The following is a 25,648-nucleotide window of genomic DNA, read 5'->3' on the forward strand; positions in this document are numbered from 1 at the left end:
AAATCCTTGGCTTACCATTATCGTGAATAAACCAATAAAACCTCAACTCGAAATTATAAAACGTGGAAGCCATGAACTATTAGTTGAAACAGAGCTAGAAAGTAAACTTACTTCCGGGCGGCCTTTACGAATCAAAGCTGGGTTTGACCCAACCGCCCCGGATTTGCACCTTGGTCATACGGTGTTGCTAAATAAATTACGCCAATTGCAGGATATGGGACATCATATTCTGTTTCTGATTGGTGATTTCACCGGCATGATTGGTGATCCAAGCGGGAAAAACACTACTCGCCCACCTTTGACTCGCGAACAAGTTGCAGAAAATGCGCAATCTTATACCACACAGGTTTTTAAAATACTCAAACCCGAATGCACTGAAGTGGTATTTAATTCATCCTGGATGGATCAACTAAACGCCGCGGATCTTATCAAACTTGCCGCAACACATACGGTTGCACGCATGTTGGAACGAGATGACTTCGACAAACGCTACCGCAACAATCAGGCCATCGCTATTCATGAATTCCTCTATCCCTTGATCCAAGGGTATGATTCCGTTGCGCTCAAAGCCGACCTTGAGCTGGGCGGAACCGATCAAAAATTCAACCTTCTGATGGGGCGAGAGCTGCAAAAGCATTTTGGGCAACCGCAACAATGTATCCTCACAATGCCACTGCTGGAGGGGTTGGATGGCATCAATAAGATGTCCAAGTCTTTGAATAATTATGTCGGCATTACGGACAGCCCCAAGGAAATCTTTGGCAAGCTGATGTCGGTATCGGATCAGCTCATGTGGCGTTACCTGGAGTTGCTGTCATTTGAATCGCTGAGTACCATCCAGGCATGGCATAAAGAAGTTGAAGCGGGACGTAATCCACGAGACATCAAGGTAATGTTTGCGCAAGAAATTGTTACACGTTTCCATAGTCAACGCGATGCTGAGGAAGCCCTCGCCGATTTTGAAACACGCTTTAAACATGGTGCATTACCTGATGAAATAACCGAAAAAACAATTCAGATACAAGATGACGCAATACCTTTGGTGCAACTATTAAAACTCACAGAATTAACTGCCAGCACCAGTGAAGCGCTGCGTATGATCGGCCAGGGAGCTGTCAAACTGGATGGTGAAAAAGTAGAGGACAAATCGGCCAAAATCGCACGAGGTCAATCTATCGTCATTCAAGTGGGAAAACGCAAATTTGCCAGAGCCATCATACGGTAATTTCTTCATGCTATTAATCGTATGTCTTATCACGCCACTTGACGCTGAGAATTCGGTGCACCGGCAGAAAATGGCGCAAATAAATTGCGGTTATTTACATAATCCGGTATGATGCACGGCTTGGTTGTTCTGGCGTGTTTTTACAATGTGTCTGATTAATCATGATCTGGTTTCATCGTTCCTGGCCTCTCTTCAATTTTTCAAGTTTCTCCGGAAAATGTATAGCAACCTTGGTTAGCGGCGATGCTTTATTTAATGCGCTAGCAGGGCTATGCATCATCTTGGGCAAGTCAGTATTTGCCTGCTTGTGCGTTCGGTTTTCACTCTTTAGGAAAATAACGTGTCTTTTGAAGATCTAAATCTAAATCTCTCTATTATCAAAGCAATTCATGATTCGGGTTATACAACCCCCACTCCCATTCAGAAACAAGCCATACCCGAATTACTATCCGGTCACGATATCATGGCATCGGCACAAACCGGAACAGGCAAAACAGCCGCTTTCATGCTGCCAGCACTTCATCTACTGGCTACACCGCCAAAAGTGCATGGCCGCGGACCACGCGTTTTAGTACTCACGCCTACACGCGAACTTGCACTTCAGGTATCCGACGCTGCTAAGAAATATGGAAAATATCTTCCCCGCACAAAAGTAATCAGCATCTTAGGTGGCATGCCTTATCCATTGCAGAATAAATTACTATCACAACCGGTAGACATTCTGGTCGCTACACCAGGACGGCTGATTGACCATATACAGCGTGGTCGAATCGATTTCAGCCGCTTAGAAATGCTCGTATTGGATGAAGCAGACCGGATGTTGGATATGGGTTTTATCGATGATGTTGAAACTATCGCAGCGGCCACACCGGCAACCCGGCAAACACTGCTGTTTTCGGCCACTTTGGATGGCGCAATCGATAAAGTCGCTGCAAAACTTTTAAAATCCCCAAAACGGATTCAGGTCGCTTCTCAGAAAGCACGGCTCGATAATATTGAGCAGCGATTACATTATGTCGATGATATGTCACATAAGAATCGTTTGTTGAATCATGTATTGCGTGACGAAGCACTCAAACAAGCCATCGTTTTTACAGCAACCAAGCGTGATGCGGACACATTGGCCGACAATCTCTATGCACAAGGTTACGCAGCAGCTGCATTACATGGCGATATGAATCAACGCGAACGCACGCGCACACTTACTAAACTTCGCAGTGGTGGCTTGCGCGTTCTTGTGGCAACGGATGTCGCCGCCCGAGGCATTGATATCGCCGATATTACGCATGTCATCAATTTCGACTTACCCAAATTTGCAGAAGATTATGTTCACCGTATCGGTCGTACTGGTCGGGCAGGCGCGGCGGGTATTGCAGTTTCCTTTGCATCTAACCGCGACAGCGCGCATCTGACGAAAATCGAACGCTATACAGGGCAGCGCATTATGTCGCATATCATTCCCGGCCTGGAGCCCCGTATCAAACCACGTCCGCAATCCAGTGGTTTTAGAGGTGCGGCGACACCCAGTGTCTCTCAGAAACGTAAGCATTCCTCATTCGCAAGCACGAACGGTGGTCGCAAAAATTTCAACACCGCCAATGAATCGAATGGCAATGTCAATGGTAATAGCAACGGAAATGGTCACCGCGGTCGTTCATTTGGTCACGATAATCGCAGCATCAATAGTAATACTCTCAGAAACCGTAGTGGTTCCGGCGCGGGCCATCAGTTTGCAAGACCGAAGTAATTTTTGTTAATGCTGCTTTGTCTCGAATGAATCGGGACAAAGCGGATGAAGTGCCACGCCTTAATACAATCAAAAAATCATCGTTTTTCTGATAAAAACGCCCGCTTCTGCAATATCTGCACAATCCGGTAAGCAGCCAATGCCGCCAGCAAATGTTTCAAGGTATGGCCGCTGATATGATTGCTCGTCAGAACAAAGATGTGCATATCCAGCATTTCGGTCAACTTAGCCACGGCGTACAGAGCAATTACCTGATAGATGTCATTTGCATGTGTGTAACGTGACGGATAATACACACTCAGCAAAATAATGAGCAGAATCGAATAAAACTGCACCACGATATAATAATTCAGGTTTCCGATACCTTGCTGCTCAGTCCAATACCAGTACAGCACACTCAACACGCCAGAAATCACCAGGAACGGCAATGACCATAAACCCAACGTCGGACTGACGCGATCAACCAATGTGGCGGCAAGCAAGGCAGTGATGCCCATCGCAATAGGCAGTCGATCCCACAGCAGGTTTGCATTATCCGGTAGCCAGTGGTAAATCATCGAACCCAATCCCGATGCAATAACGCTAAGGAATAAAACCCCATAAGGCAGGCACTCAACTCTGTTGCGAAATGCTTGTTGTGCTGGCGTTTGATAAATTCGGAAAAGATACACCAGCCCGGCACCACCGCTCAGCAGGAAAGCCAGGTTGGAAACAACATCATTGAAATTGGGAATATTTAGAAAACTACGCTGATCAGCAAACTGATGATAATCGACAGGTTGAGAAACGGGCGGCAGTAACAGGGCTGCCATCACAACGGCGATCGACAATCCACCCAGTATCCAAAGCCGTCGCTGCATTTGTTAAAACCTCTGCATCATGAGAACACGTCCCGAAATTGTTAATACATTTGGGAAACCGCTTCCCCGATGCGTCCAACAGCGATGATATGGATACCGGGAATTGATTGCTTGGGTTTATTGGCAAGTGGAATAATCGCCTGTTTGAAACCCAATTTTGCAGCTTCTTTCAGCCGCTCCTGTCCGCGTTGCACAGGACGTATTTCCCCTGCCAAGCCAATTTCACCGATAACAATCATCTTCTCGGCCAACGGCTTATTCTTAAGAGAAGAAACAACCGCCAGCATAATCGCCAGATCGGCACCGGGTTCTGTAATTTTTACACCGCCCACGGCATTGACAAACACATCCTGATCGTAGCAAGGAATACCGGCATGGCGGTGCAATACCGCCAGCAGCATGGCTAACCTGTTTTGTTCCAATCCGACACACAACCGCCGTGGATTGGGTGATCGCGCTTCATCAACTAAGGCTTGTATCTCCACCAGCAGGGGGCGTGTGCCCTCTTGCGTGACCATAATGCAGGACCCAGGAACCTGTGCATCGTGATGTGAGAGAAACAATGCGGATGGATTCTTCACTTCACGTAAACCTTTCTCACCCATTGCAAACACACCCAGCTCATTCGCCGCACCAAAACGGTTTTTGAATGCGCGGATCATGCGAAAACTGGAATGCATGTCGCCTTCAAAATACAGCACTGTGTCCACCATGTGCTCGAGCACGCGCGGCCCTGCCAGCGCACCTTCCTTAGTCACATGGCCAACCAGGATAATGCAAGTGCCGCTCGCCTTGGCCAGCCGCGTTAACTGTGCAGCGCATTCGCGCACCTGGGCAACAGATCCCGGCGCGGATTGCAATACTTCTGAATAAATCGTCTGGATTGAGTCGATCACCGCAACAGCCGGTTTGCGCTCAGCAAGAACGGATTGGATTTTCTCCAGCTGGATTTCCGCAAATAAATCCACTGCTCGCACATCCAGTGTCAGGCGTTTAGCGCGCAGCGCCACTTGTTGTGCGGATTCCTCGCCGCTGACATACAATACCTGGCGTTGCGTTGACATATGGGAGAGCGCCTGCAATAACAGGGTCGACTTGCCAATACCCGGATCTCCGCCCAGTAGCACCACACCGCCGCGCACCAAACCGCCACCAAGAACACGGTCCAGCTCTTCCACACCAGTTGAATAACGCGGTTCTTCATGCGCATCGATGGTACTTAAATTTTGTACCCGACCGATTTCCGATACCGGACTGAAACGCGATACGGTTTTCTCTGCAAGCGTTTCTACCAATGTATTCCATGCTTGGCAATGCGGGCACTGGCCTTGCCATTTCAAGGTTTGTCCGCCACATTCGGTGCACGAATAAATGGTTTTCTGCTTGGCCATTGATCAGGGCAATGCTATGGCGTTTGCAATTTCGGTGTTAAAAATTGGCTTGTGCTCATAACGGATTTTCAGCCTATCAATCATAAACTTCAGCAGTTTCAAATGTTGCCCCACATGCATCCTTCTCAGAGAGAGCGGGTTTACCCTTGAGCGGCCAATCTATTGCCAAGGTGGCATCATTCCACACAATGCAGCGCTCATGTTCGGGCGCCCAGTAATCGGTAGTGTTATACAAAAATTCGGCATGCTCGGAAAGTACGATGAATCCATGAGCAAAACCAGGTGGAACCCATAACTGCTTTTTATTTTCCGCGCTGAGTATTTCTCCCACCCATTGTCCGAAAGTGGGCGATGAGCGGCGAATATCCACCGCCACATCGAATACTTCCCCCACTACCACACGTACCAGCTTGCCTTGCGCTTGCTTGATCTGGTAATGCAGACCGCGCAACACATGTTGCATGGAACGCGAATGATTGCTTTGCACAAAGCTTATGTGTTTGCCAACGGCTGAGTCAAATGCACGCTGATTAAAACTTTCAAAAAAGAAACCGCGTTCATCACTAAAAACACGTGGTTCCAATAATAAAACTTCCGGGATAGTCAGTTGAGTTGATTTCATTTAGTACCCATTAATCGGAATCACAATCAAAATCACGTGTTAGCACTTGCAGCAAATACTGACCATAGCCATTCTTGGCCAACGGCGTCGCAAGCTGCGTCAATTGCTCCGCATCAATCCATCCCTGCCGGAATGCAATTTCTTCCGGACAGGCAATTTTTAATCCTTGCCGATGTTCGATGGTGGCGACAAACTGACTCGCATCCAGCAGAGATTCATGGGTACCGGTATCCAGCCATGCATAACCACGCCCCATGATCTCAACACGCAGCGCAGATCGTTCCAGATAAATACGATTCAAGTCGGTGATCTCCAATTCATTGCGTACTGATGGTTTCAAGCTCTTGGCGTAGTCCACCACGTGCTGATCATAAAAATACAACCCTGTCACAGCATACTGGGATTTCGGTTGCAGCGGTTTTTCCTCCAGATTGATCACACGACCCTTTGCGTCAAATTCAACTACGCCATAGCGTTCCGGATCATGCACATGATAGGCAAACACGCTGGCGCCCTGCGTACGTTCCATCGCATTCGTCAGCAAATGATGAAAATCGTGCCCATGAAAAATGTTATCGCCCAACACCAGCGCTGAGCAATCGTTACCAATGAACGATTCACCAATGATAAATGCTTGTGCCAGCCCATCTGGCGATGGCTGCGCGGCGTACGATATATTTAGTCCCCATTGATGGCCATCCCGTAACAGCTCTGCATAGTTTCCGACATCACGTGGTGTCGAAATCACCAAAATATCCTGGATTCCCGCCAGCATTAATGTACTGAGCGGATAATAAATCATGGGTTTATCAAATACCGGCAATAACTGTTTGGATACCGTTTGCGTTACCGGATACAGGCGCGTACCAGAACCACCTGCGAGCACGATACCTTTGCGCCGGGGAACGATAGATTTTTTATCTTTTGCTGTCATATATGATGAAATACCTGGTGTTGGTATAAATAAAATTCCGATATTCACAAACTCATGAATGGATCACATGATGCGGCTGATTCATTAGATGAGTAGTAATTAATTGTACTACATCTGTTTTGCCTTCCAGATGATTGCACGGTGCAATAACAACTTGTTCATGTAGAATTACTTATTATGATGCGCCAACAACCATACTTTTGCTTATTTGGCAGGCTCGTGCTCCACTGGCAGCCACTTTCACTGGCACTATATGCCATGCTCATTATCGCGACGGCTTCAGCTTTTCTACCCATACTCATACAGCAATTGCTTCACAGTACATTTTTGCAACAAGATTTATCACGCATACAAATGATATCGCTGGCAATCATTATATTGTTTATTGCGCGCGGCATGGCGAGCTACATCAGTATTTCTAGCATCCATAAAGCAAGCTGTCAGTTGGGTATCGATTTACGCATGGAAATTTTTAACAAACTGCTGACGTTACCGGTGAGTCATTATGCGCACCTCAGTCATCATGACATCGATAAGCTGATATCCCGAATCAATCGAATCACTCACAGCATCGCTAGAAATATCAGGATCCTGGCTCAAGATTGCTTGACTATCATTGGGTTGATTATCTGCATTTTTTACCTCAATCGGGAATTTTCTCTGCTACTACTGTTCATAGCACCGCTACTCATATTGATTATTCAGGTGACACATGATTACCTGAATACATTTGACCAGAGAAATTCATCCGCATCGAATAGCCTGGTACAGCATTTACTACAATCAATCAAACAATACAGAGAAATTCGATTGCATGGTGGCCAGAACCATGAGAATGAGCGTCTTGGCAAAACTGCTGAATCCATTTATCAAGCAGAAATTCAGCAAGCATCAATTAAGGCAGCGGTCATCCCTATCAGCGAAGTCGTTGCCACAATGATCTTGGTAGCCGTTTTTTATTTTATCTCGCAACAGGTGCTGAATGACCTGTTGAGTCTGGATACCGTAGGTGCGTTCATTGCAGCAGTACTGTTGCTAATTAACCCCATCCAGCGCATCGCAGGCCTCCCGAAACAACTGCAGCATGAGCAGAAGAACATTGAAATCGTGCTGTCATTTATTCAGCAAGCATCCGGGCAAGATACGGGTACTCAAAGTATTGCGCATGTCCATGGAAAATTAACATTTGAGCACGTTCGTTTTGGTAATAATGCATTCACAAAACCCATTCTAAATCATATCAATTTCACCATCAAACCAGGTGAGATCATCGTTTTTACGGGTTACACCGAAGATGAGAAAAATGCATTCATTGATCTGATACTGTGTTTACAACAACCCACCAGCGGAAGAATTCTATTCGATGATCATTCGCTCTCCGATATCCAATTGAATGACTTGCATGCCAATATTGCAATGATCACATATGATAGTGTTTTATTGGATGAAATAATTGCCGGTAATATCGCCTATGGCACGATGAGATGTGCCAATGAAGCAAAAATAACGGCTGCAGCGCAGGCCTCTCACGCGATGGAGTTTATTCGGGAAATGTCTGAAGGATTACAGACTTGGATTGGTAATGACGGCGCGAACGTAACGCAACAGCAGCGTCAACAAATTGCCATCGCACGCGCATTACTTAAAAATTCTCCCATACTGATTTTGGATGAAATTCCCGCAGCCGATGAACCCGATTCCGATAATTTACTTTTAGACTTAGAAAAACTGATGCAAAACCGTACCACGCTTATTTTCAATCAGCAGATTCCGCACTTGAAGAAAATTGACCGAATTGTTGTTCTGGAAAATGGGTGCATCACGGAGAGCCTAACAAACATCCGGTAATTAATGCTCTGATTCCTTATTGGTATATTCCGGCACCCACTTTGTGAGTTGGTCACGGACTTCCTGATCATTCAACACAGTCACTTTATCTAACCACATCATTAAATCAGACAACCAATGTTCATCAACCTGGCGAGCTTGTGCGATGCGCAATTTCTCGTGCGGCGTAGGAAATGTATTTTCACTGGCTGACAACAACTCCTCATGCAGCTTCTCTCCAGGGCGCAATCCGCTAAATACAATACGGATATCACCTTCACTTAAACCGGATAAATGGATCAGGTCATTCGCCAGATCAACAATTTTGACTGGATCGCCCATATCCAGCACAAATATTTCTCCACCACCTTTTGTGCCTCCCATCAAACCGGCTTGTAAAACCAATTGTGCGGCTTCGGGAATGGACATGAAATAACGCGTTATTTCCGGATGAGTAATGGTAATCGGCCCGCCCTTGGCAATTTGTTCACGAAATTTTGGAATAACACTACCGGTACTCCCCAGCACATTGCCAAAACGTACCATCACAAAACGGGTTGAATGTGATTGAATACTTTGATCAGGTTTTATATGCTTTGAGATCGACTGCTGCAACGCTTGGCACACCATTTCAGCCAAGCGCTTGCTTGCGCCCATCACACTGACCGGATTGACTGCCTTATCCGTTGAAATCAGGACAAACTTTCCCACCTCAAAATTAATCGCCACTTGCGCTAGCACATAAGTACCCAGCACATTATTCAGCAAAGCCTGGCACGCATTTTCATGCTCCATCAATGGCACATGTTTATAAGCAGCGGCATGGAACACGATGGAAGGCCGGAATTGCGTAAATATTTGTGTCATGCGCGCGCAATCTTTGATGTCACCGATGACGAACGACCTCTTGATCCCAGGAAAATGAAGTAAAAGTTCCTCTCGAATGCTATACAGTGCAAATTCATTCAATTCCAGAAATACAATCCGATCCGGATCAAACGCGATCAGTTGACGACATAATTCCGAGCCAATCGATCCGCCTGCGCCTGTTACCAGAACGACCTTTCCTGTTAACAAGCTATGTAATCCGTCATTATCAAGAATGACAGGCGCTCTTCCCAGCAAATCGTCCAGCTCTACTTCACGAATCTTTGATACGGTCGTTTTGCCACTGATCAGATCTGCATAGGACGGCACAGTCATCGCTTTTACACCGATTTCCGAACACATCTCCAAGGTATGGCGATGTATCCGATGAGGAACTGATGGTATCGCGATAATGACATGTCCCACATTCAGCTTTTGCACCCATTGCGGCAATTCATCGATCACACCCAATACACGCACACCGTGTAGTCGAGTACCCATTTTTTTTGGGTTGTCATCCAGCATTCCTACAACATGCCATTCACGGCTTCTCGCTAATTCCTTGACCAGATTCATCGCGGTATTACCTGCGCCGATGATCAGAACCAACTTCGTCTCATAACTCTCCAAACTATACAAGCGACGCTCTTTCCAAGTGCGATAGAGAAAACGGCTGCTGCCCATAATCAATAGCAATAGCAATGGTCCGAGCAGAAGGACGGAGCCGGGAATGTCATCCAATAAGCCGAGCAACCACAGCATCAGTAATACTGTCACTGTGCCGGCCACAACGGCAACAAAAATCCTTTTTACGTCCGGTAAACTGGCGTAGCGCCACAATCCTCGGTAAAGTCCCAGCCACAAAAAGAAACTGGTCTGGATGAGCACGATCCAAGGCAAAATGATCGATAGTAACTCTAGGGCGGGAGTGGGAATATCGAAATTAAAGCGGAGTAAATAGGCTAACCACCATGCTACGGCGACTGCAACAAAATCATGGATAAAAGCAATCAATGTACGAATTCCGAATCTACTTACAAACATGTTATCCCCGATCGGAATAATATTTCTGATGCCAATCAGAAATAAGCATTAATATCAGATAAATACTCCCCCAAATCGCTACTACCCCGTACTGTACCGTCACATCTTGCCTGCATGCCCATACAGCACTCCCACCCACTATGAGCATGAGCGCATAACCTGACAATGCGGTGTTACGGTGACCGAAACCGCTTTGAATAATGCGCTGATAATAATGTTCGCGATGTGCCAGCCAGATTCTTTTTCCACGAATCAGGCGTTTTATCAGCGTCACTGTCGAATCTGCAATAAAAGGCGAAAAAACCAGCAACGGTAGCCACACAGACCATAGATTATTCATCCATCCGAGTATTCCCAATACAGCCGCCAGGAATCCCAATGGAATCGCACCGACGTCCCCCATGAAAATTCTGGCCGGATAGAAATTGTGTATCAGAAAAGCCAAAGCTGCGGCAGCAATTGAAAAATTGATCACAGCAAAATCATAATTCTCTGCTAGGTAGGCAAACAAGCCATAATATCCAAATCCGATTACCGCCATGCCACCCGCCAGACCATCCGAGCCATCCATAAAGTTATAAAGATTAGACACCCAGACAATCGCAGCTGTAGCGCACAATACGCTCATCCAGCCATAAGCCTGCAGTAAGAGATCGGTAGAAAACACTGCTGCGGCAACAATCTGCACCAGCAGTCGGCACCAGACCGGCAAATGTTCAACATCATCAGCGAATGATACGATGATCAGCAGGCTGATACCTACCCATACTGTCATAGGTACCATCACCCAGAAAAACAACCAGGTGATGATTACTGCCAAAAATAAGCCCAAGCCGCCGGTGCGCGGAACGGGTACCGAGTGCAGCGAACGTGAATTAGGATGATCCAACCCCCAGCTAGTTTTGTGCTTTATCAACCATAGAATTGAGAAAAAAGCGATGACAAATGCTAGCACCGACGCTGCTACCATTGATAGAGGAGAATTCAAAACCATAGTGACCGGATCATCCGTGATAAGTCAATGAAAAACAAATGTCACTTTCTTATGTCATGAATGACCAGAAAGTGACAGGATGTTTGGCAGAGCGTTGAAAAACGATCTGCATTGCCGCTATGATGTTAAAAACAGGCTCAAAATGCGCATTTGTCACACATGAATTGCATTCTTTCACCTGCTTTTGCTGAGTGTCGGCTGCCTCGGAAATGTTTTTCAGCGGCCTATTAAGGCTGCTATCCATCTTGAAGAAGCCCTAAAACATGGGATTAGAGGCATAGCTTTGATGTGCTGCTGCTGCAGCACCGCCACGCTCGGTCTTCACACCCATATCAAGTAATACGCTCTCCAGTGCATTTAAGCAGAACAGCACATTCTCTACCCTGCTTGATGTGCCCATCAAACCAAAACGCCAAACTTTCCCGGCAAAATCCCCCAAGCCGGCACCAATCTCAAGATTATAGTCATCCAGCAAGCGCCGGCGAACTTCTTTTTCATCCACGCCAGCCGGTACAAAAACGGAGTTCAGCTGCGGTAAACGATATGGTTCTGCAACCACATAATTCATGCCCAGCGTCGCAAACCCAGCTTTCAGCGCTTGGTAATTCCGCTGATGGCGTGCCCAGGAATGTTCCAGTCCTTCTTCGGCAAGCATCAATAACGATTCATGCAGCGCATACAGCGCATTGGTTGGCGCGGTGTGATGATAAGTACGTGTCGACGATCCCCAGTAATTCAGCAGCAAACTGATGTCCATGAACCAGCTATGTACTTTTTCCTTACGATTCTTAACCAGATCAGTCACACGCTCGGAGAAACTCACAGGCGACAAACCTGGAGGACAGGATAAACATTTCTGGCTGCCGGAATAGATCGCATCAATTCCCCATTCGTCCACTTTAATTGGCGTACCGCCTAGCGAGGTAACCGTATCGACAATCGTTAAACAATCATATTTGCGTGCAATTTCACACAATGTTTTGGCATCGGATTGCGCGCCGGTAGAAGTTTCTGCGTGAGCAAACGCGACAATCTTAGCATCAGGGTTCTTTTTCAGCGCATCTTCAACTTTTTGCGGATCGACCGGCTCACCCCATTTATCGTCCACCACTACTGCAGTACCACCATGACGCTCGACGTTTTCAATCATGCGTCCGCCAAAAACCCCGTTGCGGCACACAATGACTTTATCGCCGGGAACAATCATATTGACAAAGCACATTTCCATGCCCACAGAGCCAGGTCCGGAAACCGGAAAAGTCATGCGATTCTTGGTTTGAAATGCGTAGCGCATCAAGCCTTTAATTTCTTCCATCATCTCGGTAAAAACCGGATCAAGGTGACCTAATGTGGGACGCGCCATGGCATTCAGCACACGCGGATGGGTGTCTGATGGACCAGGTCCCATCAAAACACGCTGCGGAGGATAAAAAACTTTAACTTCTTTTTCGGGACGAAAATCTTCGGTATTCATGAACGATCCTAAATTAATTATGTAATTTGATTTGTTTTGTAAAAAGATTGATTTTAACAAGTGAATCGAGAGTTTACTATAAACTGATGGGCACTCAATAAAATATGCTGATGGATATGCTAAAAAATTCCCATAACCATCTGAAATTTTGAATTTTTGGCATGCAGTGTATGGAAGGTTTTTTTGCTGGTCTTTGCCAAACACGTTATTCATAATGATGTGCTTGAATAAATGCAAAATTAGAATTCTCAGCTATTGAGACAAAATCAATCTGATTAAAAATACTTCCATCGTATGCGCTATTCTCTAAAAACATCAATCATGTCTTTGCTATGTGTGCTCATGCTATCCGCTTGCACGACAACGCCTACACGAGAAGAGTTACTAAATCAGAAAATTATTTATAGTCGCAACAGTGACAAATATTACCTGGAAATTGCAGAATGCCTAAAAAGTGATGAAGGCTTTCATTTGCCGAAATGGCATCGTCACACCTGGCGCGATATCAATACTTATTTTATCTATCATGACTCGTTGCAAGTCGATGGTTACCCGCAGATGCATGATGAAGCTGCAAAAACGTACTACATTACTGAGATTCATGATCCCAAGTCTTCGGGGAGCATCAACCAACCGATTACCTATGGCAATGGGAACTGGATAATGACCATTAAAGATACCGGCAGTAAAGAAAGTACAAAGTCTCAAATCGAAATTCGCAGCAATAAAAATCTTCTCAGTGATTATCCACCGGCTTCATATATACCCGATCCTAAGGCGTCACTATCTCAGCGTTTATACAAAGTGGAAACAATTGATCAGTGTTTTTAATCTCTTCCGGTTTTAATTCTTCGCCCCTAGGGGCGAAGGCTGATTGAGAACCAGCAGCATGAAGAGTGATTTTTAATACCTCGCTATTTGCGACGGAGTGCTTTATTTGTCCAGGATTCTCGCATTGCATTCGATTGCAAGATGCAATCTCTCTGCATTGTGCGGCCGGCTTGGATGTGGATTGCTAGGTGCACGCCTTTCGCTCTGCACGATTAATCAATGCCGTAAGAATCAGGCCAGTACCAAGGAAGCTGACCGTGATTACTGTGCCAAGCGTTAAGTGTGCGGCAGGTTCCGGTAGGGCTGCAACTAACTGCATGGGTGAGAGCCACGGCGATAGTTGCAGAAAACAGATGCAGAGAAAAATGCATGATCACGTCAAATCAATTCCCCGTTTGCGAAACAAGCTGAATGCATAAATCAGAAGGACGGTAGAAAATATTCCTTCAAGTACCCAAGAGCCAATTCCAAATTGATTCCAAAGCCCCATGCCAAGGTGATAATCCGAATGTGGGAAAAGTGCCAAATCATTGTTGTGCATAGGCCAGTCAGCCAAAAAATGAGAGAAACTGGCTATGCCTGCAATAATTGCGACGCGCTTGTGCTTGATGAAGCATACAGCCCATATAATTGACCAGAAGATAGCCGCCAGGAGTGAGTGATCCCAATCAATAAAAGTCAAATCAAAATAGAGATAAGGTAAAGCTTGCAAGTTGGGCGTAACCTGATTCCAGCCAAGAACGATAAAAATTCCCGCCAGAATGTCCAGGAAAACGACCCCTAATAGGATAGGAGGGGTTGGGACATCGGGGTAACGTGCTTTAAGCGCCATTCCAATTGCAAAGTGACCAACGTACATTTCTTCTCCTCTGAAGATTAACCTAATGTAATAACACGACAAAGAATTATTTCATAGACTGGGGGGCAAAGTGTAGTAATTCAATTATCCACCGACACGTATTCCTGAAGCTTTTGCAGTAGCTTGTCGAGCTGCAAGCACCTTATGCAATACCGCATCAACTGCTGCACCTTTTATAATGAACTTCTGATGAAGGCAGTGCTCCGCTTGGGATTCAGCGGTGCTTTATTGCGCTTTTTCGTCCGTTTTTGCCTTGCATCGGCTGCCTCGAATACGTTTTTCAACGGCCTGTTAAATATTGAACATTCCTGCGTTCAGTCACTATTCAGCTCAAAGGCTGCACAATTAAACCGCAATATCAGATCGATTGGGTATTGGATGATCGGGAATGCATAAGATTTAAACGAAAAAATTACCCGAAAAAATGATCTACCTTTGGTTTATTCAGGAGATACATCATGAATACTAAAACAACGCTTATTCTTCTTGCTGTAATTGGAATGTTTCTTCTTGGTGGATGTGTAGCCACACCTTATTCCGGAGGCGTGGGATATTATCGCGGTGCTGCTTATAGTTATGGATATCAATCACCAGTTTATTACAGCAGCCCAAGAGGTTACATGGGTAGCTATAGGTATTTCGGTAACGGACATCGACATTTCATCGGTGGACATAGACATCACCACGGAGGGCATAGACACTCCATCGGCGTACAGCGGCATTGGGGCGGACACAAACATTCCGGCGGCGGTCATCACGGCAGGGGCCATAGCGGTCATAGAGGGCATCGCTGATGAGAAATGAGCATGCTTGCGACTAGCCCGCCAGAATATGGCGGGTTATATTTTTTGAATAAGCCTCAGTGTTAAATGTTGGGCATCTCTTCGTTCAGTCCAACTGATGTGCTAACCGACACATGATCTTCGATAAAAGCACATTCATAGTGATTGTGGCAGAATAATTAATCGCTACGTTTGGTCACTTCCACCAAATGATAACCAAACTGTGTTTTAACCGGGCCTTGCACCTCGCCGACAGGTGCGCTGAATACCACGGTATCAAATTCCTTCACCATTTGCCCGCGGCCAAATTCACCCAAGTCACCGCCTTGTTTGCCGGATGGACAGAGTGAATGTTGTTGCGCTAATTGACTGAATTCGGCGCCATTTTCTATTTCAGCTTTCAGGTTGTTACATTGCTCTTCGGTTTTTACCAAGATATGACGTGCACTGGCTCGTGCCATAAGATTTCTCCTGTATTTTTAAATTAATTTTTTGTTACGTGGTACATTTAAGCACAAATACGTGTGCTTATTAAAGTACTGTTCTAGTTTTATAGCCGTCCAAGTCATCGAGGGTTTAATGAAAATATTCAGTGGTATCAGTGCCAATGCTTGAGTTATGCAGTGTCAATAAAGCTTATGCCGAAGGCCGCAAGGTGCTAACCAATTTAAGCTATACGCTGAAAGCAGGCGAGTACGTTGCCATCATGGGTGAGTCGGGTGTGGGGAAGTCGACTTTGTTGAATTTGATTGCGGGGCTGGATACGCCGGATTCCGGTGAAATTCGCATTAACGGCGCTACCATTTCGTCGCTGGATGACGATGCAGCCACGCGACTGCGGCGCCAACAGTTCGGTTTCATCTTTCAGGCATTTCATGTATTGCCGCATCTGACATTGAGCCAGAATATCGCTTTGCCTTTATTACTGAATGGGGCGCCGTTGGATCGTGTAGAACAAATGTTGGCCGACGTGGGATTGCGTGATCGCGGGCATCATTTTCCGCGTCAATTGTCCGGTGGCGAATTGCAGCGTGTTGCGATTGCGCGGGCGTTGATACACCGGCCTAAACTGGTTTTGGCGGATGAGCCGACAGGCAATCTCGATCCGGATACGGCGCATGAGATTCTCCAGTTAATGCGTACGGAAATCAAAGCTAATGGCGCGACGGGCATTATCGTAACGCACTCGCATGCGGCTGCTGCGACGGCCGACATGATTTTGAATTTAACCAAGGATGGTTTGCATCCTGTGGCATCAGAGGGCACCTAGCCAATGAATTCGGCATCGTTATCTCGCTGGCTGCTATTCGGTGAATGGCGCGCGCATCTGGTACAAGTAATCGTGGCGCTCATCGCTATCGCCATCGGTATTGCGATGGGGTTTTCAATCCATCTGATTAATACCGCTGCTTTTAATGAATTTTCCGCTGCCAGCAAAAGTCTGTCCGGGCAAGCGGATTTGCAGGTGCGCGGCCAGAAGGCAGTGTTTGATGAGTCGCTTTATCCGCTGCTGGCTAACACCGCAGGTGTCGCATTGGTAAATCCGGTGCTGGAACTGGATGTTGCAATACCGGGAAAACAGCACAATAGAAATGACCAAAAACTAAAAATTATCGGCATCGATATGTTTCGGGCAGCGCAGATTTCACCTGATTTGCTGGGATTGCCCGCGGAAGGAGAAACGCTGGATCGTCTGGCGAGCGATACTATTTTCCTATCACCGGCTGCGATGGCGTGGCTGCAGGTTAAGCAAGGCGATTCATTGCAACTGTACGCAGGATTGCAAACCGTTACATTGCGCGTGGCGGGTGGTTTGGTGCGGGCGCGGGCAGGTCAACGCATTGCGGTGATGGATATCGGTGCGGCGCAGTGGCGCTTCCAGCAGCTGGGTGTATTGTCGCGGATCGAGTTGAAACTGCAGGACGGTGTCAACCATGCCGCGTTTAAAGCCAAGCTGGCTAAAGAACTGGGTGGGTCGTATGTGGTTGCTGAATCGGCGGATCAGGAAACGCGAGTTGCCAATATGTCGCGCGCCTATCGGGTCAACCTGAACATGCTGGCGCTGGTAGCGCTGTTTACCGGTGTCTTTTTGGTGTTTTCCACACAAGCACTTTCTGTTATCCGACGACGCCAGCAATTTGCGCTATTGCGCGTATTGGGCTTTACACGGCAACAGTTGTTGCGACAGATCATCACCGAAGGGGTGATTCTGGGGGTGATCGGCTCGTTGCTGGGTTTGGGTTTGGGATATGCGGTTGCGGCGCTGACGATCCAGTTTCTGGGCGGAGATTTAGGCAGCATCTTTTTCCCGGGCGTCAAACCGAGTATTTATTTTGATCCGCTGGCTGCATTGACGTTCTTTGGGGTGGGGCTTGGCGTGACTTTGCTAGGGAGCATTGCGCCGGCATTGGAGGCAGCCCGTGCCAAGCCTGCGTTAGCGTTAAGATCCGGCAGTGAAGATATGGCCATGGCAAGGTTGTCGCCGCCTTGGTTTGCGGTGATTTGTTTGTCGGTCGCCGTCTTGTTTACCCAGCTTCCTCCGATTTTTGAGCTGCCGATATTTGGCTATCTGGCGGTTGCATTGCTATTGATCGGCGGTATTGCATTGATGCCGCGTTTTGCCGCATGGTTTTTTTCAGCATTGCAGGCCAAATGGCATTCCGGCCGGATCGGCGCTGTTTTTACTTTGGTGCTGGCGCGCTTGGCAAATGCGCCCAATCAGGCTGCTATTGCACTGGGCGGCATATTGGCCAGTTTTAGTCTGATGGTTGCCATGGCCATCATGGTGACGAGTTTTCGCGTATCAGTTGATGATTGGTTGGGGCGTGTTTTACCGGCTGATTTATATGTACGCGCCGCTGCGACCGGAGATCAGGGCGGTTTTCAACCCGATGTGCAACAGGCGGTTGCTGCGCTGCCCGATTTTGGTCGTGTGGATTTTTTTCGTTCACAGCAATTGATGCTGGATGCCAATCGGCCGGAAATCACCCTGATCGCCCGTCCTGTTGACCAATCAGATCCGCGTAATACGCTACCGATGACGGATGACATGATGGCACCTGCATCATGGCCTGACGATGTGATGCCTGTTTGGGTGTCGGAAGCAATGGTTGATTTGTATGGCTACCGGGTGGGTGAAAAAGTGATCTTGCCGATTGGCGCAGCATCCAATGAATTTCTGGTCGCCGGGGTGTGGCGTGATTATGGCCGTCAATTTGGTGCTATCCAAATGCAATTGGCCGATTATCAGGCATTAACGGGGGATGTGAGTGTCAATACGGTTGCTTTGTGGCTGCAAACTGGAATAAATCTGGATGCAGCCATCGCGAAATTGCGGCAACTGCCGTTTGGCGCTGCGCTGGAGATATCCCGATCCGGTGATATGCGTGCATTAAGTCTGGAAATCTTTGACCGGAGTTTTGCGGTGACTTATTTACTGGAACTGGTGGCGGTCGTCATTGGATTGCTGGGCGTGGCGGCCAGTTTCTCAGCGCAAACATTGGCGCGTGCCAAAGAGTTTGGCATGTTGCGACATATTGGTGTCATGCGCCGGCAGATTCTTACGATGCTGGCCGCTGAAGGCGGGTTGTTGACTGTACTTGGGATCGCTCTGGGTTTTATTTTGGGGTGGGGTATCAGTTTGATTCTGGTTTTTATCGTCAATCCGCAATCTTTTCATTGGACCATGCAATTGCATCTGCCATGGGGTTGGTTGATGCTGGTCGCCGTGATTATGCTGGTTTCAGCGGCATTGACGGCATTGCTGGCCGGGCGCCAGGCAGTTTCCGGTAATGTCATACGTGCTGTGCGGGAGGATTGGTAATGCTGAGCGTTAACAATAACGGTAAGCGTTTTTTTACTCGTTTTGCTAGAACGATCATGCTGATTGTAAGCTTACTGATCACCAATATTTTTGCTGAACCTTCCCGGTGGATGCCGGTTGTGCCTGATCAGCAGCTGACTTTCCCGCATGATTATGGCGCGCACCAGGATTTTCGCATTGAATGGTGGTATATCACCGGCTGGTTGGAGACTGAAGATAACAAGCCACTGGGTTTTCAGGTGACATTCTTTCGTTATGCAACGGATCTTAATGAGGATAATCCAAGCCGTTTTGCCGCGAAATATTTAATCATTGCGCATTTGGCATTATCTGACCCTGCCGTGGGCAAGCTGATGCATACGGAAAAGACTGCACGTGAAGGTTTTGATCTGGCTTATGCCAGGCAAGGCAACACGGATGTGAAACTGGACAATTGGACGTTGGTGCGTGAGGAAGATGGGCGTTATCAGGTGGATATGCAGGCCAGTGATTTTGGCTTACGATTATCGTTATCGCCGACGCAAATGCCGCTGTTACAGGGCGAAAATGGTTTTTCCCGTAAAGGTCCGAAACCAGAACAAGCAAGTTACTACTATAGTGAACCGCATTTAAGCGTAACCGGTACGGTTTTTCGTGATAATAGGCCGGTTACTGTCAGCGGCCGTGCCTGGCTGGATCATGAATGGTCGACAGCCTATTTGGATGCTGATGCGGATGGTTGGGATTGGGTGGGTGCCAATCTGGATGATGGCTCAGCATTAATGGCTTTTCAAATACGCGGTAAGAATGGCAGTAAAGTCTGGGCCTATGCCGCACTCCGCGATGTAGCGGGTAATGTTTCATTCTTCAAACCGGAACAGGTGGAATTTGTTCCCATACGTACTTGGCAGTCGCCGCATACCGATGCGATCTATCCTGTGGCCATGCGTATTCGTACCGGTGAAATTGAATGGCAACTGACGCCACTGTTGGATGATCAGGAACTGGATTCACGTCAATCAGCCGGTGCAGTTTATTGGGAAGGTGCAGTGACGCTGACTAAAGATAATAAACCGGCCGGCAAGGGGTATCTTGAGTTAACTGGTTATGTCAAACCTTTAACATTGTGAACGTGATTCCAATTAAGATTGGAGAATTCCCAGGATTGCAGGATAAGCAAGTCTACATGCATTTAAAGCGCAAAAATAGATTGCTGAGTCTGGTGAATTTTTCGATAAATGTAGCGCATGCCTAATTTCAATACTTTCATTGTTGGTAAATGTGAGTTAGAATTTACAGGCAGAATGATCAGAGTAGTATGATTATTGCTAAATAGGTAATATACTCAGTTCCTTAGGTTGGTAATCAATAATAAAAAAGGGAATAGAGAAGATTACATGATCACAAAAGCTTGTGATTGTGAAAGTAGGGGGGTCGATGTAATCGGCTTTAGTTAAGTAGGTGAATGTTAATTAAAGAAATCCATTAAATAAGGAGATAAAATATGAGCGAAGTTAATAGAAGAGAAACAGACGCACAAGTTCTGAGATTGTTCTTCATTTCAACTGCAGTGTTTATCGTTATTGGCGCAGTTGTTTACGGCGTATTCTAGACTGATCAATTTTTATTGATATCTGTATGTGGTTTAAGTTTTGTAAGTTACTGATGATTATCTGGTTGCATTAAAACTTATTCCACCACTCATTGTGAACGACTTCATAGTGGCGGAATCAACCGAATAAGTTTAGAAGTATAAATGCCCATTTATTGGATTATTCCGATAAATGGGCATTTATCTTTGTAGTATAAAACTTCTACGTAATTTTAATGGAGAGGTATAAACGTCACTCTCCACAACTTCTTAGAACTCTCCGTCTTTAATATAAGGTTGTGACCACAGAATGACCTGCATCAGCACAGATTTGCGCCAGGCATCCTGCATACGATCGACATCATCACGTGAGTGACCGCCTTTTTCCAGGAAAGGGCGAAGCGTTGTTGTAATGGGAATGAGAAGTGCAAAAATGTAGTGTAAATGAATAATTGGCACTGCTTTTACATTATCTGTACGGTTTTTCTTGGAGCTATGATGACGCAATCCAATTTCGTACTGATAATTGAGCCAATTCTGATCATATTCAGCTTTTGCAGTATCCAGAATCCATTGACCGAAACGTTTGCGCACCCCACCCAGATAATCCATGTTAGGCTGACCATCCGCTGCGTTGGTGAAATAATGCAACAGGAAAGGTGTAGAACCGACAAAGCCATACCATACATCCAGAATCTGCTCAGTTTGGTCTTTGAGTATGTCATGCGACATTTTGAGGTAGCGCACATCATCATCGCCAAACAGGCTGGCCTGTTTCAGCTTGGCAAAATCATCCAAGGATACGGGAGATTTTTTGAGCTCAGGACTGCCGTAAGTGTAGCCAGGTATATTTGTAGTTGCCATAAAATTTCCTTATTGAGAAATGTTAATCATCATAGGTAACAACGTAACAGTATTTGTTGTTACACTATGCATTAAATATCATGCAGTTATGCAATGAATTCCGGTCAAATTATATAGGAAAATGATCCTGTTGAATATTTGCATGGCGGATTCTACAGGATTGATAATGTGTGTGAACATACTTTTGGGTACTGATTCAATCTCAGCGTGCCTTCAATAAACCATCCAGCCAATTTTTCCAGTGCTGATACTTTTCTGATAATGCGCTGTTTCTGTGTTCAATGACAATTTGCTTGGCGTAGCGGCGGCCTGTTGTTTTAAGTCCGCAAGCCAGTAGGGCGGCGCCTTGTAAACTTGTTTCTTTTTGTTGTAAGTGAAAAACTGGGAAAGGCACGCACTGGGCGATGCCATGTTGCAGGCAAGGCAATTCGGATAAGCCGCCTGATAGATAAGCTTCAGTCAGCGGCGCATGGTGGTGAAAATCTTCCAGGATACGTGCAACCCGGAAAACAACGGCCTCAAGCATGAGTGCGGTGATTTGCTGTGTGCTCAAGTCTGCAGTTGATTGGGAGAAATAAATGCCCCAATCTTTGCGAAAATAAGGTGCGCCTAACCCGCTGGGTTCTGCCAGGCAAAAAATATCGTTACTTGCCAAATCTTCACTGCAGCAATCCTGCACCGGATAAGGCGCCAGTGCAGCAGCGATGGAATTGAGTGTGCCTTCAATGGCAAATTGCGATTGCTGGTCGTCATTTTGATAAACCAGTGTTTGTAGATAACCATCAGATGCGAATGCATCTTTGGCAAGGGAGCGGATCACAAAACCGCCTGTGCCGAGATTAACCAAAGCCGTAGTTTGGCTATCGGTCAGGCTGGCGATCAGGGCAGCTGATTGGTCTCCGACGCTGGCCTGCAAGGTCAATCCGATATGCGGTAGTGGCACGTTCAATCCGATTGAGGGTTTGATGTGCGCTAAAATCGAATGCGGAATATCGAATAATCTGCATAACGTGCCTGACCATTGTTGCTGGTGGATATCCATCAGCAAGGTGCGCGCGGCCATGGAAGCGTCGGTGAGAAAATGTTGACCGTGCGTCCAACGCCAGATCAGAAAAGTATCCAGCGTACCTACCAGCCATTCGCCATGAACGAATTTCTCATGCCATGCCGGATTCTCTTGCAGTAAAACATTAAGCTTGGGCGCAAAGTAATAGGCGGTTAGTCGTAGCCCAGTCAGTTGGTGAATGGTGCTTGTCGATGCATGCAGGCGATCGCAACAACTGGATCCCCGGTCATCCTGCCACGAGATCAGTGGCGTTACCGGGTTGCCACTGGCTTTATCCCAGATCAGAAAGGACGAGCGCTGACTGCACAATCCCAAAGGAGGCTTGTCGCCGGTTTGTGCCGCGCATTCTTTAAGCACTTGTTCGGCAACTTCGGCATAGTCCAGTGCGCTGCTTTCATAGTGCCCATTGTGGCTGTTGATGGCAGGTGCAGGCTGAGTGACAATGTGCTGGAGATTTCCTTGGTGATCCATTAAAGCGGCTTTAATGGATGTAGTGCCTAAGTCGAGGGCGATGGCCGAAATCAATGTGTAATCCATTGCTGGCAGCAGTGTTCAACTTCCTGGTGCAATCGTACATTGTCCCAATTCATGATGCTGGCCACACGCAGGGCGATTTGCGCTAACTGGTTTTTTGTCAGCTTGACCAGAATAAGTAATGGCAAGCGACGGCGCAACAAATCGTCCAGATGGATGACCATTTCAGTAGTCGCACAGTGCATCAGGTCGGCATCAATAAACGGCAGCGATGGAATGATTCGTTGCGCTAGATCCGCATCCATTTCGATACTACGAAAAATATCATCGATGCGTGTGCCGTGGCGATGTAATAGCCATTTCGCGCTTTCTGCATCAATACTCAATTGCGCTGCCAGGCTCTGCATACGATCAAACCATACCGGGAAATTTTCCTGTGGTGCCCATGGGAGCAATCTACCCTGGGTTGCGCAGGGCGAGGAAATGCTGAGTTGCGCGCACACCGTGTCGACGATATGCGCAGCATCCTGGCGTGATGAGGTTATTTTTCCACCAATCGCATAGTGCACGCCGTTGGGAGCGGATTTTAATTCCCAGTCACGGCTGATCGCTGAGGGTGAATCAGACGAATCGGCCTGAGATGGTTGTTTGAAAACGCGTACCCCAGCAAAACAACCGATGATGTCGCTTCTTGTCCAGGGTGTTTTCAGATAATCGTTGGCGGCTGCAAGTAAATAAGTAATATCGCTGTCATTGGCAGCGACGTTTTCCACATTGCCTGTGAAATCGGTATCCGTTGTCCCCAGCAGCGTCAAGCCATACCAGGGGATCATGAAAAATACCCGGCCATCCGACCGGGCTGTCAGCAGCAGCGCTTCATCGTTCAGCACGGCAGGCATTACCAGATGAATTCCCTTGGCGAGACGGCACCATGCCTGGCTTTGTGTTTCATTTGCCAACCACTGGCCGGTTGTGAAAACAATTTGTTTGGCGCTGATTTTTTGTTCGGTTTGGGTGAGTTGATCCTGGATGATTGCACCATCCGCTTTCCCATTGATTTCCAACAATTGAATCAGTTTGCAGTAATTGATGCAGCTTGCGCCGGCATCCAGTGCTCCTGCGATGAGCTCCAATACCAGCCGTGCGTCATCGGTTTGCGCATCGGCGTAGGTAAAGCCACCTTTGAGTGCATGTGGATTGAGGAAAGAAAAGTGCTCGGTGAATTGCTGTGGATTAAAATAATGGTGGCGCATTTGCGGATCGGTATCGCTGGCCAGGAAATCGTATAACGTTAAGCCTAATTTCAGTTGCAGCCGATTCATGCGCTGCTGCGCGTAGACGGGAATGCCAAAACGTAGTGGCCACACGCGGTGAGGCGCTGTATGTAACAACATGGTCCGCTCCTTGAGCGACTTGCTGACCAGTTTGAAATCATAGGTCTCCAAGTAACGCAAGCCGCCGTGGATTAATTTGCTGGATGCGGACGAGGTGGCGCTGGCCCAGTCGCTTTGCTCAATAATGGCTACTTTGAGACCGCGCAGTGCGGCATCATACGCGGTCCATGCGCCATAGATGCCGCCACCGCAAACCAGAAGATCGAAAGGTTGATTGTGTAAAGCTGCGAAATCTCTTTTCATTGATCGCGCAGCATCAGCGCTTTATGGGGCAAGTCACTGATGAGGATATCAACGCCTAATTGCAACGCTTTATTGATTTCGGTATCGCTATTGCAGGTATAAACGGCGACACATTTGCCATGATCACGCAACACATCGACTATAGCGTGATCCAGATTCTCAATAGGCAGACAAAGCCCATGAAGAAAGGCATGCGTGTTTAATAGTTGGCGCGCATCTGCGATGGTTTGGTGAGTTTCAAAGTTGTAAACCAACGGAAATGCCGGTTTGTATTGATGCGCATACACCAGGCTGGCAAGATTGAAAGAGGAGGCCATGATGCGTTGCTCAGGATTCTGGCCGATCAGATCCAATGTCTGGCGGATTTTTAACTCGTGACGGGAAATCGGTTCCCAATCACGATTCTTGACTTCAATCAATAAACGACAGCGTTTGCGATAGGCGGCCAGAAAATCCTGCAACGTCATAATAACTTCGCTTGTGGATTTTGGATTGATCAATGCTTGGAGTTGATGATAATCAAAATCGTCAATGCGCTTGTCGTCCAGTCCAATTTTATTGAGAAAGCGATCATGCCAAAGTACAGCAACTTCATCACGGCTGAGCTGCACGTCGGTTTCAATGCCATCGATGGCATAACCCAATGCTTTATCAAAAGCATTCCGGGTGTTTTCCATCGCTTCCGTATTGGCACCGCGATGTGCAAACACCAGACAATTGTCAGGATGATGGCTGTGTTTTGGCATTCTGCGGGTAA

21 protein-coding genes are annotated in these 25,648 nt (G+C 46.9%); 8 read left to right on the forward strand and 13 right to left on the reverse strand.

Features of this window, described 5'->3' with window-relative positions; translation table 11 throughout:
* Positions 1 to 22: 22 nt before the first annotated feature.
* Positions 23 to 1,225, forward strand: a complete 1,203-nt coding sequence (gene tyrS / locus C8R34_RS08245) for a tyrosine--tRNA ligase (RefSeq protein ID WP_110339699.1) — start codon at positions 23 to 25, stop codon at positions 1,223 to 1,225.
* 340 nt (positions 1,226 to 1,565) lie between these two features.
* Positions 1,566 to 2,972 carry a DEAD/DEAH box helicase gene (locus C8R34_RS08250; RefSeq protein ID WP_110339701.1) on the forward strand — a complete coding sequence of 469 codons (1,407 nt, stop codon included), beginning with the start codon at positions 1,566 to 1,568 and terminating at the stop codon, positions 2,970 to 2,972.
* 77 nt (positions 2,973 to 3,049) lie between these two features.
* On the opposite strand, the gene C8R34_RS08255 is transcribed toward C8R34_RS08250, so the two are convergent.
* The 4 genes from C8R34_RS08255 to rfbA all read right to left on the reverse strand — a co-directional run bounded on the left by C8R34_RS08255 (position 3,050) and on the right by rfbA (position 6,779).
* Positions 3,050 to 3,832, reverse strand: coding sequence for an alkaline phytoceramidase (locus tag C8R34_RS08255; protein WP_110339703.1), 783 nt, complete (start codon positions 3,830 to 3,832; stop codon positions 3,050 to 3,052).
* 41 nt (positions 3,833 to 3,873) lie between these two features.
* Positions 3,874 to 5,223, reverse strand: coding sequence for a DNA repair protein RadA (gene radA, locus C8R34_RS08260; protein ID WP_110339705.1), 1,350 nt, complete (start codon positions 5,221 to 5,223; stop codon positions 3,874 to 3,876).
* Positions 5,224 to 5,299: 76 nt separating this feature from the next.
* Positions 5,300 to 5,845, reverse strand: a complete 546-nt coding sequence (gene rfbC, locus C8R34_RS08265) for a dTDP-4-dehydrorhamnose 3,5-epimerase (protein ID WP_110339707.1) — start codon at positions 5,843 to 5,845, stop codon at positions 5,300 to 5,302.
* A 10-nt stretch (positions 5,846 to 5,855) separates the two neighbouring features.
* The gene (gene rfbA / locus C8R34_RS08270; RefSeq protein WP_110339709.1) at positions 5,856 to 6,779 is read right to left on the reverse strand and encodes a glucose-1-phosphate thymidylyltransferase RfbA; all 924 of its coding nucleotides are present in this window, start codon (positions 6,777 to 6,779) and stop codon (positions 5,856 to 5,858) included.
* A gap of 219 nt (positions 6,780 to 6,998) precedes the next feature.
* On the opposite strand from rfbA, the gene C8R34_RS08275 reads away from it, so the two are divergent.
* Positions 6,999 to 8,627, forward strand: a complete 1,629-nt coding sequence (locus C8R34_RS08275; protein ID WP_258364425.1) for an ABC transporter ATP-binding protein/permease — start codon at positions 6,999 to 7,001, stop codon at positions 8,625 to 8,627.
* On the opposite strand, the gene C8R34_RS08280 is transcribed toward C8R34_RS08275, so the two are convergent.
* The 3 genes from C8R34_RS08280 to C8R34_RS08295 form a co-directional block, all read right to left on the reverse strand.
* The gene (locus tag C8R34_RS08280; RefSeq protein WP_110339713.1) at positions 8,628 to 10,517 is read right to left on the reverse strand and encodes a nucleoside-diphosphate sugar epimerase/dehydratase; all 1,890 of its coding nucleotides are present in this window, start codon (positions 10,515 to 10,517) and stop codon (positions 8,628 to 8,630) included.
* 1 nt (position 10,518) lies between these two features.
* A complete protein-coding gene (locus C8R34_RS08285) occupies positions 10,519 to 11,472 on the reverse strand; it encodes a glycosyltransferase family 4 protein (protein ID WP_258364426.1) in 954 nt (317 codons plus the stop codon).
* Between the two features lie 295 nt (positions 11,473 to 11,767).
* On the reverse strand, positions 11,768 to 12,985 hold the full coding sequence (locus C8R34_RS08295) for an alanine--glyoxylate aminotransferase family protein (RefSeq protein ID WP_110339813.1): 1,218 nt from the start codon (positions 12,983 to 12,985) through the stop codon (positions 11,768 to 11,770).
* 321 nt (positions 12,986 to 13,306) lie between these two features.
* Between C8R34_RS08295 and C8R34_RS08300 the strand changes: the two genes are divergently transcribed.
* Positions 13,307 to 13,816, forward strand: coding sequence for a hypothetical protein (locus C8R34_RS08300; protein ID WP_258364427.1), 510 nt, complete (start codon positions 13,307 to 13,309; stop codon positions 13,814 to 13,816).
* A 373-nt stretch (positions 13,817 to 14,189) separates the two neighbouring features.
* Here C8R34_RS08300 and C8R34_RS08305 read toward each other — a convergent pair whose 3' ends face one another.
* Positions 14,190 to 14,675, reverse strand: coding sequence for a hypothetical protein (locus C8R34_RS08305; RefSeq protein WP_207896458.1), 486 nt, complete (start codon positions 14,673 to 14,675; stop codon positions 14,190 to 14,192).
* Between the two features lie 458 nt (positions 14,676 to 15,133).
* Here C8R34_RS08305 and C8R34_RS16265 point away from each other — a divergent pair, with 458 nt between their 5' ends.
* Positions 15,134 to 15,469: a hypothetical protein gene (locus tag C8R34_RS16265; RefSeq protein ID WP_132467079.1), complete on the forward strand. Its 336-nt coding sequence runs from the start codon at positions 15,134 to 15,136 to the stop codon at positions 15,467 to 15,469.
* Between the two features lie 167 nt (positions 15,470 to 15,636).
* Here C8R34_RS16265 and C8R34_RS08320 read toward each other — a convergent pair whose 3' ends face one another.
* The gene (locus C8R34_RS08320) at positions 15,637 to 15,918 is read right to left on the reverse strand and encodes a peptidylprolyl isomerase (protein ID WP_110339724.1); all 282 of its coding nucleotides are present in this window, start codon (positions 15,916 to 15,918) and stop codon (positions 15,637 to 15,639) included.
* A 146-nt stretch (positions 15,919 to 16,064) separates the two neighbouring features.
* On the opposite strand from C8R34_RS08320, the gene C8R34_RS08325 reads away from it, so the two are divergent.
* From C8R34_RS08325 to C8R34_RS08335, 3 genes are read left to right on the forward strand one after another with little or no spacing between them, the layout of a single operon-like run.
* Positions 16,065 to 16,727, forward strand: a complete 663-nt coding sequence (locus C8R34_RS08325) for an ABC transporter ATP-binding protein (RefSeq protein ID WP_110339726.1) — start codon at positions 16,065 to 16,067, stop codon at positions 16,725 to 16,727.
* Positions 16,728 to 16,730: 3 nt separating this feature from the next.
* A complete protein-coding gene (locus C8R34_RS08330) occupies positions 16,731 to 19,280 on the forward strand; it encodes an FtsX-like permease family protein (protein ID WP_110339728.1) in 2,550 nt (849 codons plus the stop codon).
* Entirely contained in the window at positions 19,280 to 20,389 is a 1,110-nt protein-coding gene (locus C8R34_RS08335; protein ID WP_110339730.1) for a lipocalin-like domain-containing protein, read from the forward strand. The genes C8R34_RS08330 and C8R34_RS08335 overlap by 1 nt, the downstream gene beginning before the upstream one ends.
* A gap of 731 nt (positions 20,390 to 21,120) precedes the next feature.
* Here C8R34_RS08335 and C8R34_RS08340 read toward each other — a convergent pair.
* From C8R34_RS08340 to C8R34_RS08355, 4 genes are all read right to left on the reverse strand, one after another.
* The gene (locus C8R34_RS08340) at positions 21,121 to 21,714 is read right to left on the reverse strand and encodes a protoglobin domain-containing protein (protein ID WP_110339732.1); all 594 of its coding nucleotides are present in this window, start codon (positions 21,712 to 21,714) and stop codon (positions 21,121 to 21,123) included.
* Between the two features lie 202 nt (positions 21,715 to 21,916).
* A complete protein-coding gene (locus C8R34_RS08345) occupies positions 21,917 to 23,317 on the reverse strand; it encodes an FGGY family carbohydrate kinase (protein WP_110339734.1) in 1,401 nt (466 codons plus the stop codon).
* Positions 23,302 to 24,891 carry a glycerol-3-phosphate dehydrogenase/oxidase gene (locus C8R34_RS08350; RefSeq protein WP_110339736.1) on the reverse strand — a complete coding sequence of 530 codons (1,590 nt, stop codon included), beginning with the start codon at positions 24,889 to 24,891 and terminating at the stop codon, positions 23,302 to 23,304. The genes C8R34_RS08345 and C8R34_RS08350 overlap by 16 nt, the downstream gene beginning before the upstream one ends.
* Positions 24,888 to 25,637 (reverse strand): glycerophosphodiester phosphodiesterase, encoded by a 750-nt coding sequence (locus C8R34_RS08355; protein WP_110339739.1) that lies wholly within the window; start codon positions 25,635 to 25,637, stop codon positions 24,888 to 24,890. The genes C8R34_RS08350 and C8R34_RS08355 overlap by 4 nt, the downstream gene beginning before the upstream one ends.
* Positions 25,638 to 25,648 lie beyond the last annotated feature (11 nt).

It is taken from the genome of Nitrosomonas sp. Nm84 (assembly GCF_003201565.1).
Classification (GTDB): domain Bacteria; phylum Pseudomonadota; class Gammaproteobacteria; order Burkholderiales; family Nitrosomonadaceae; genus Nitrosomonas.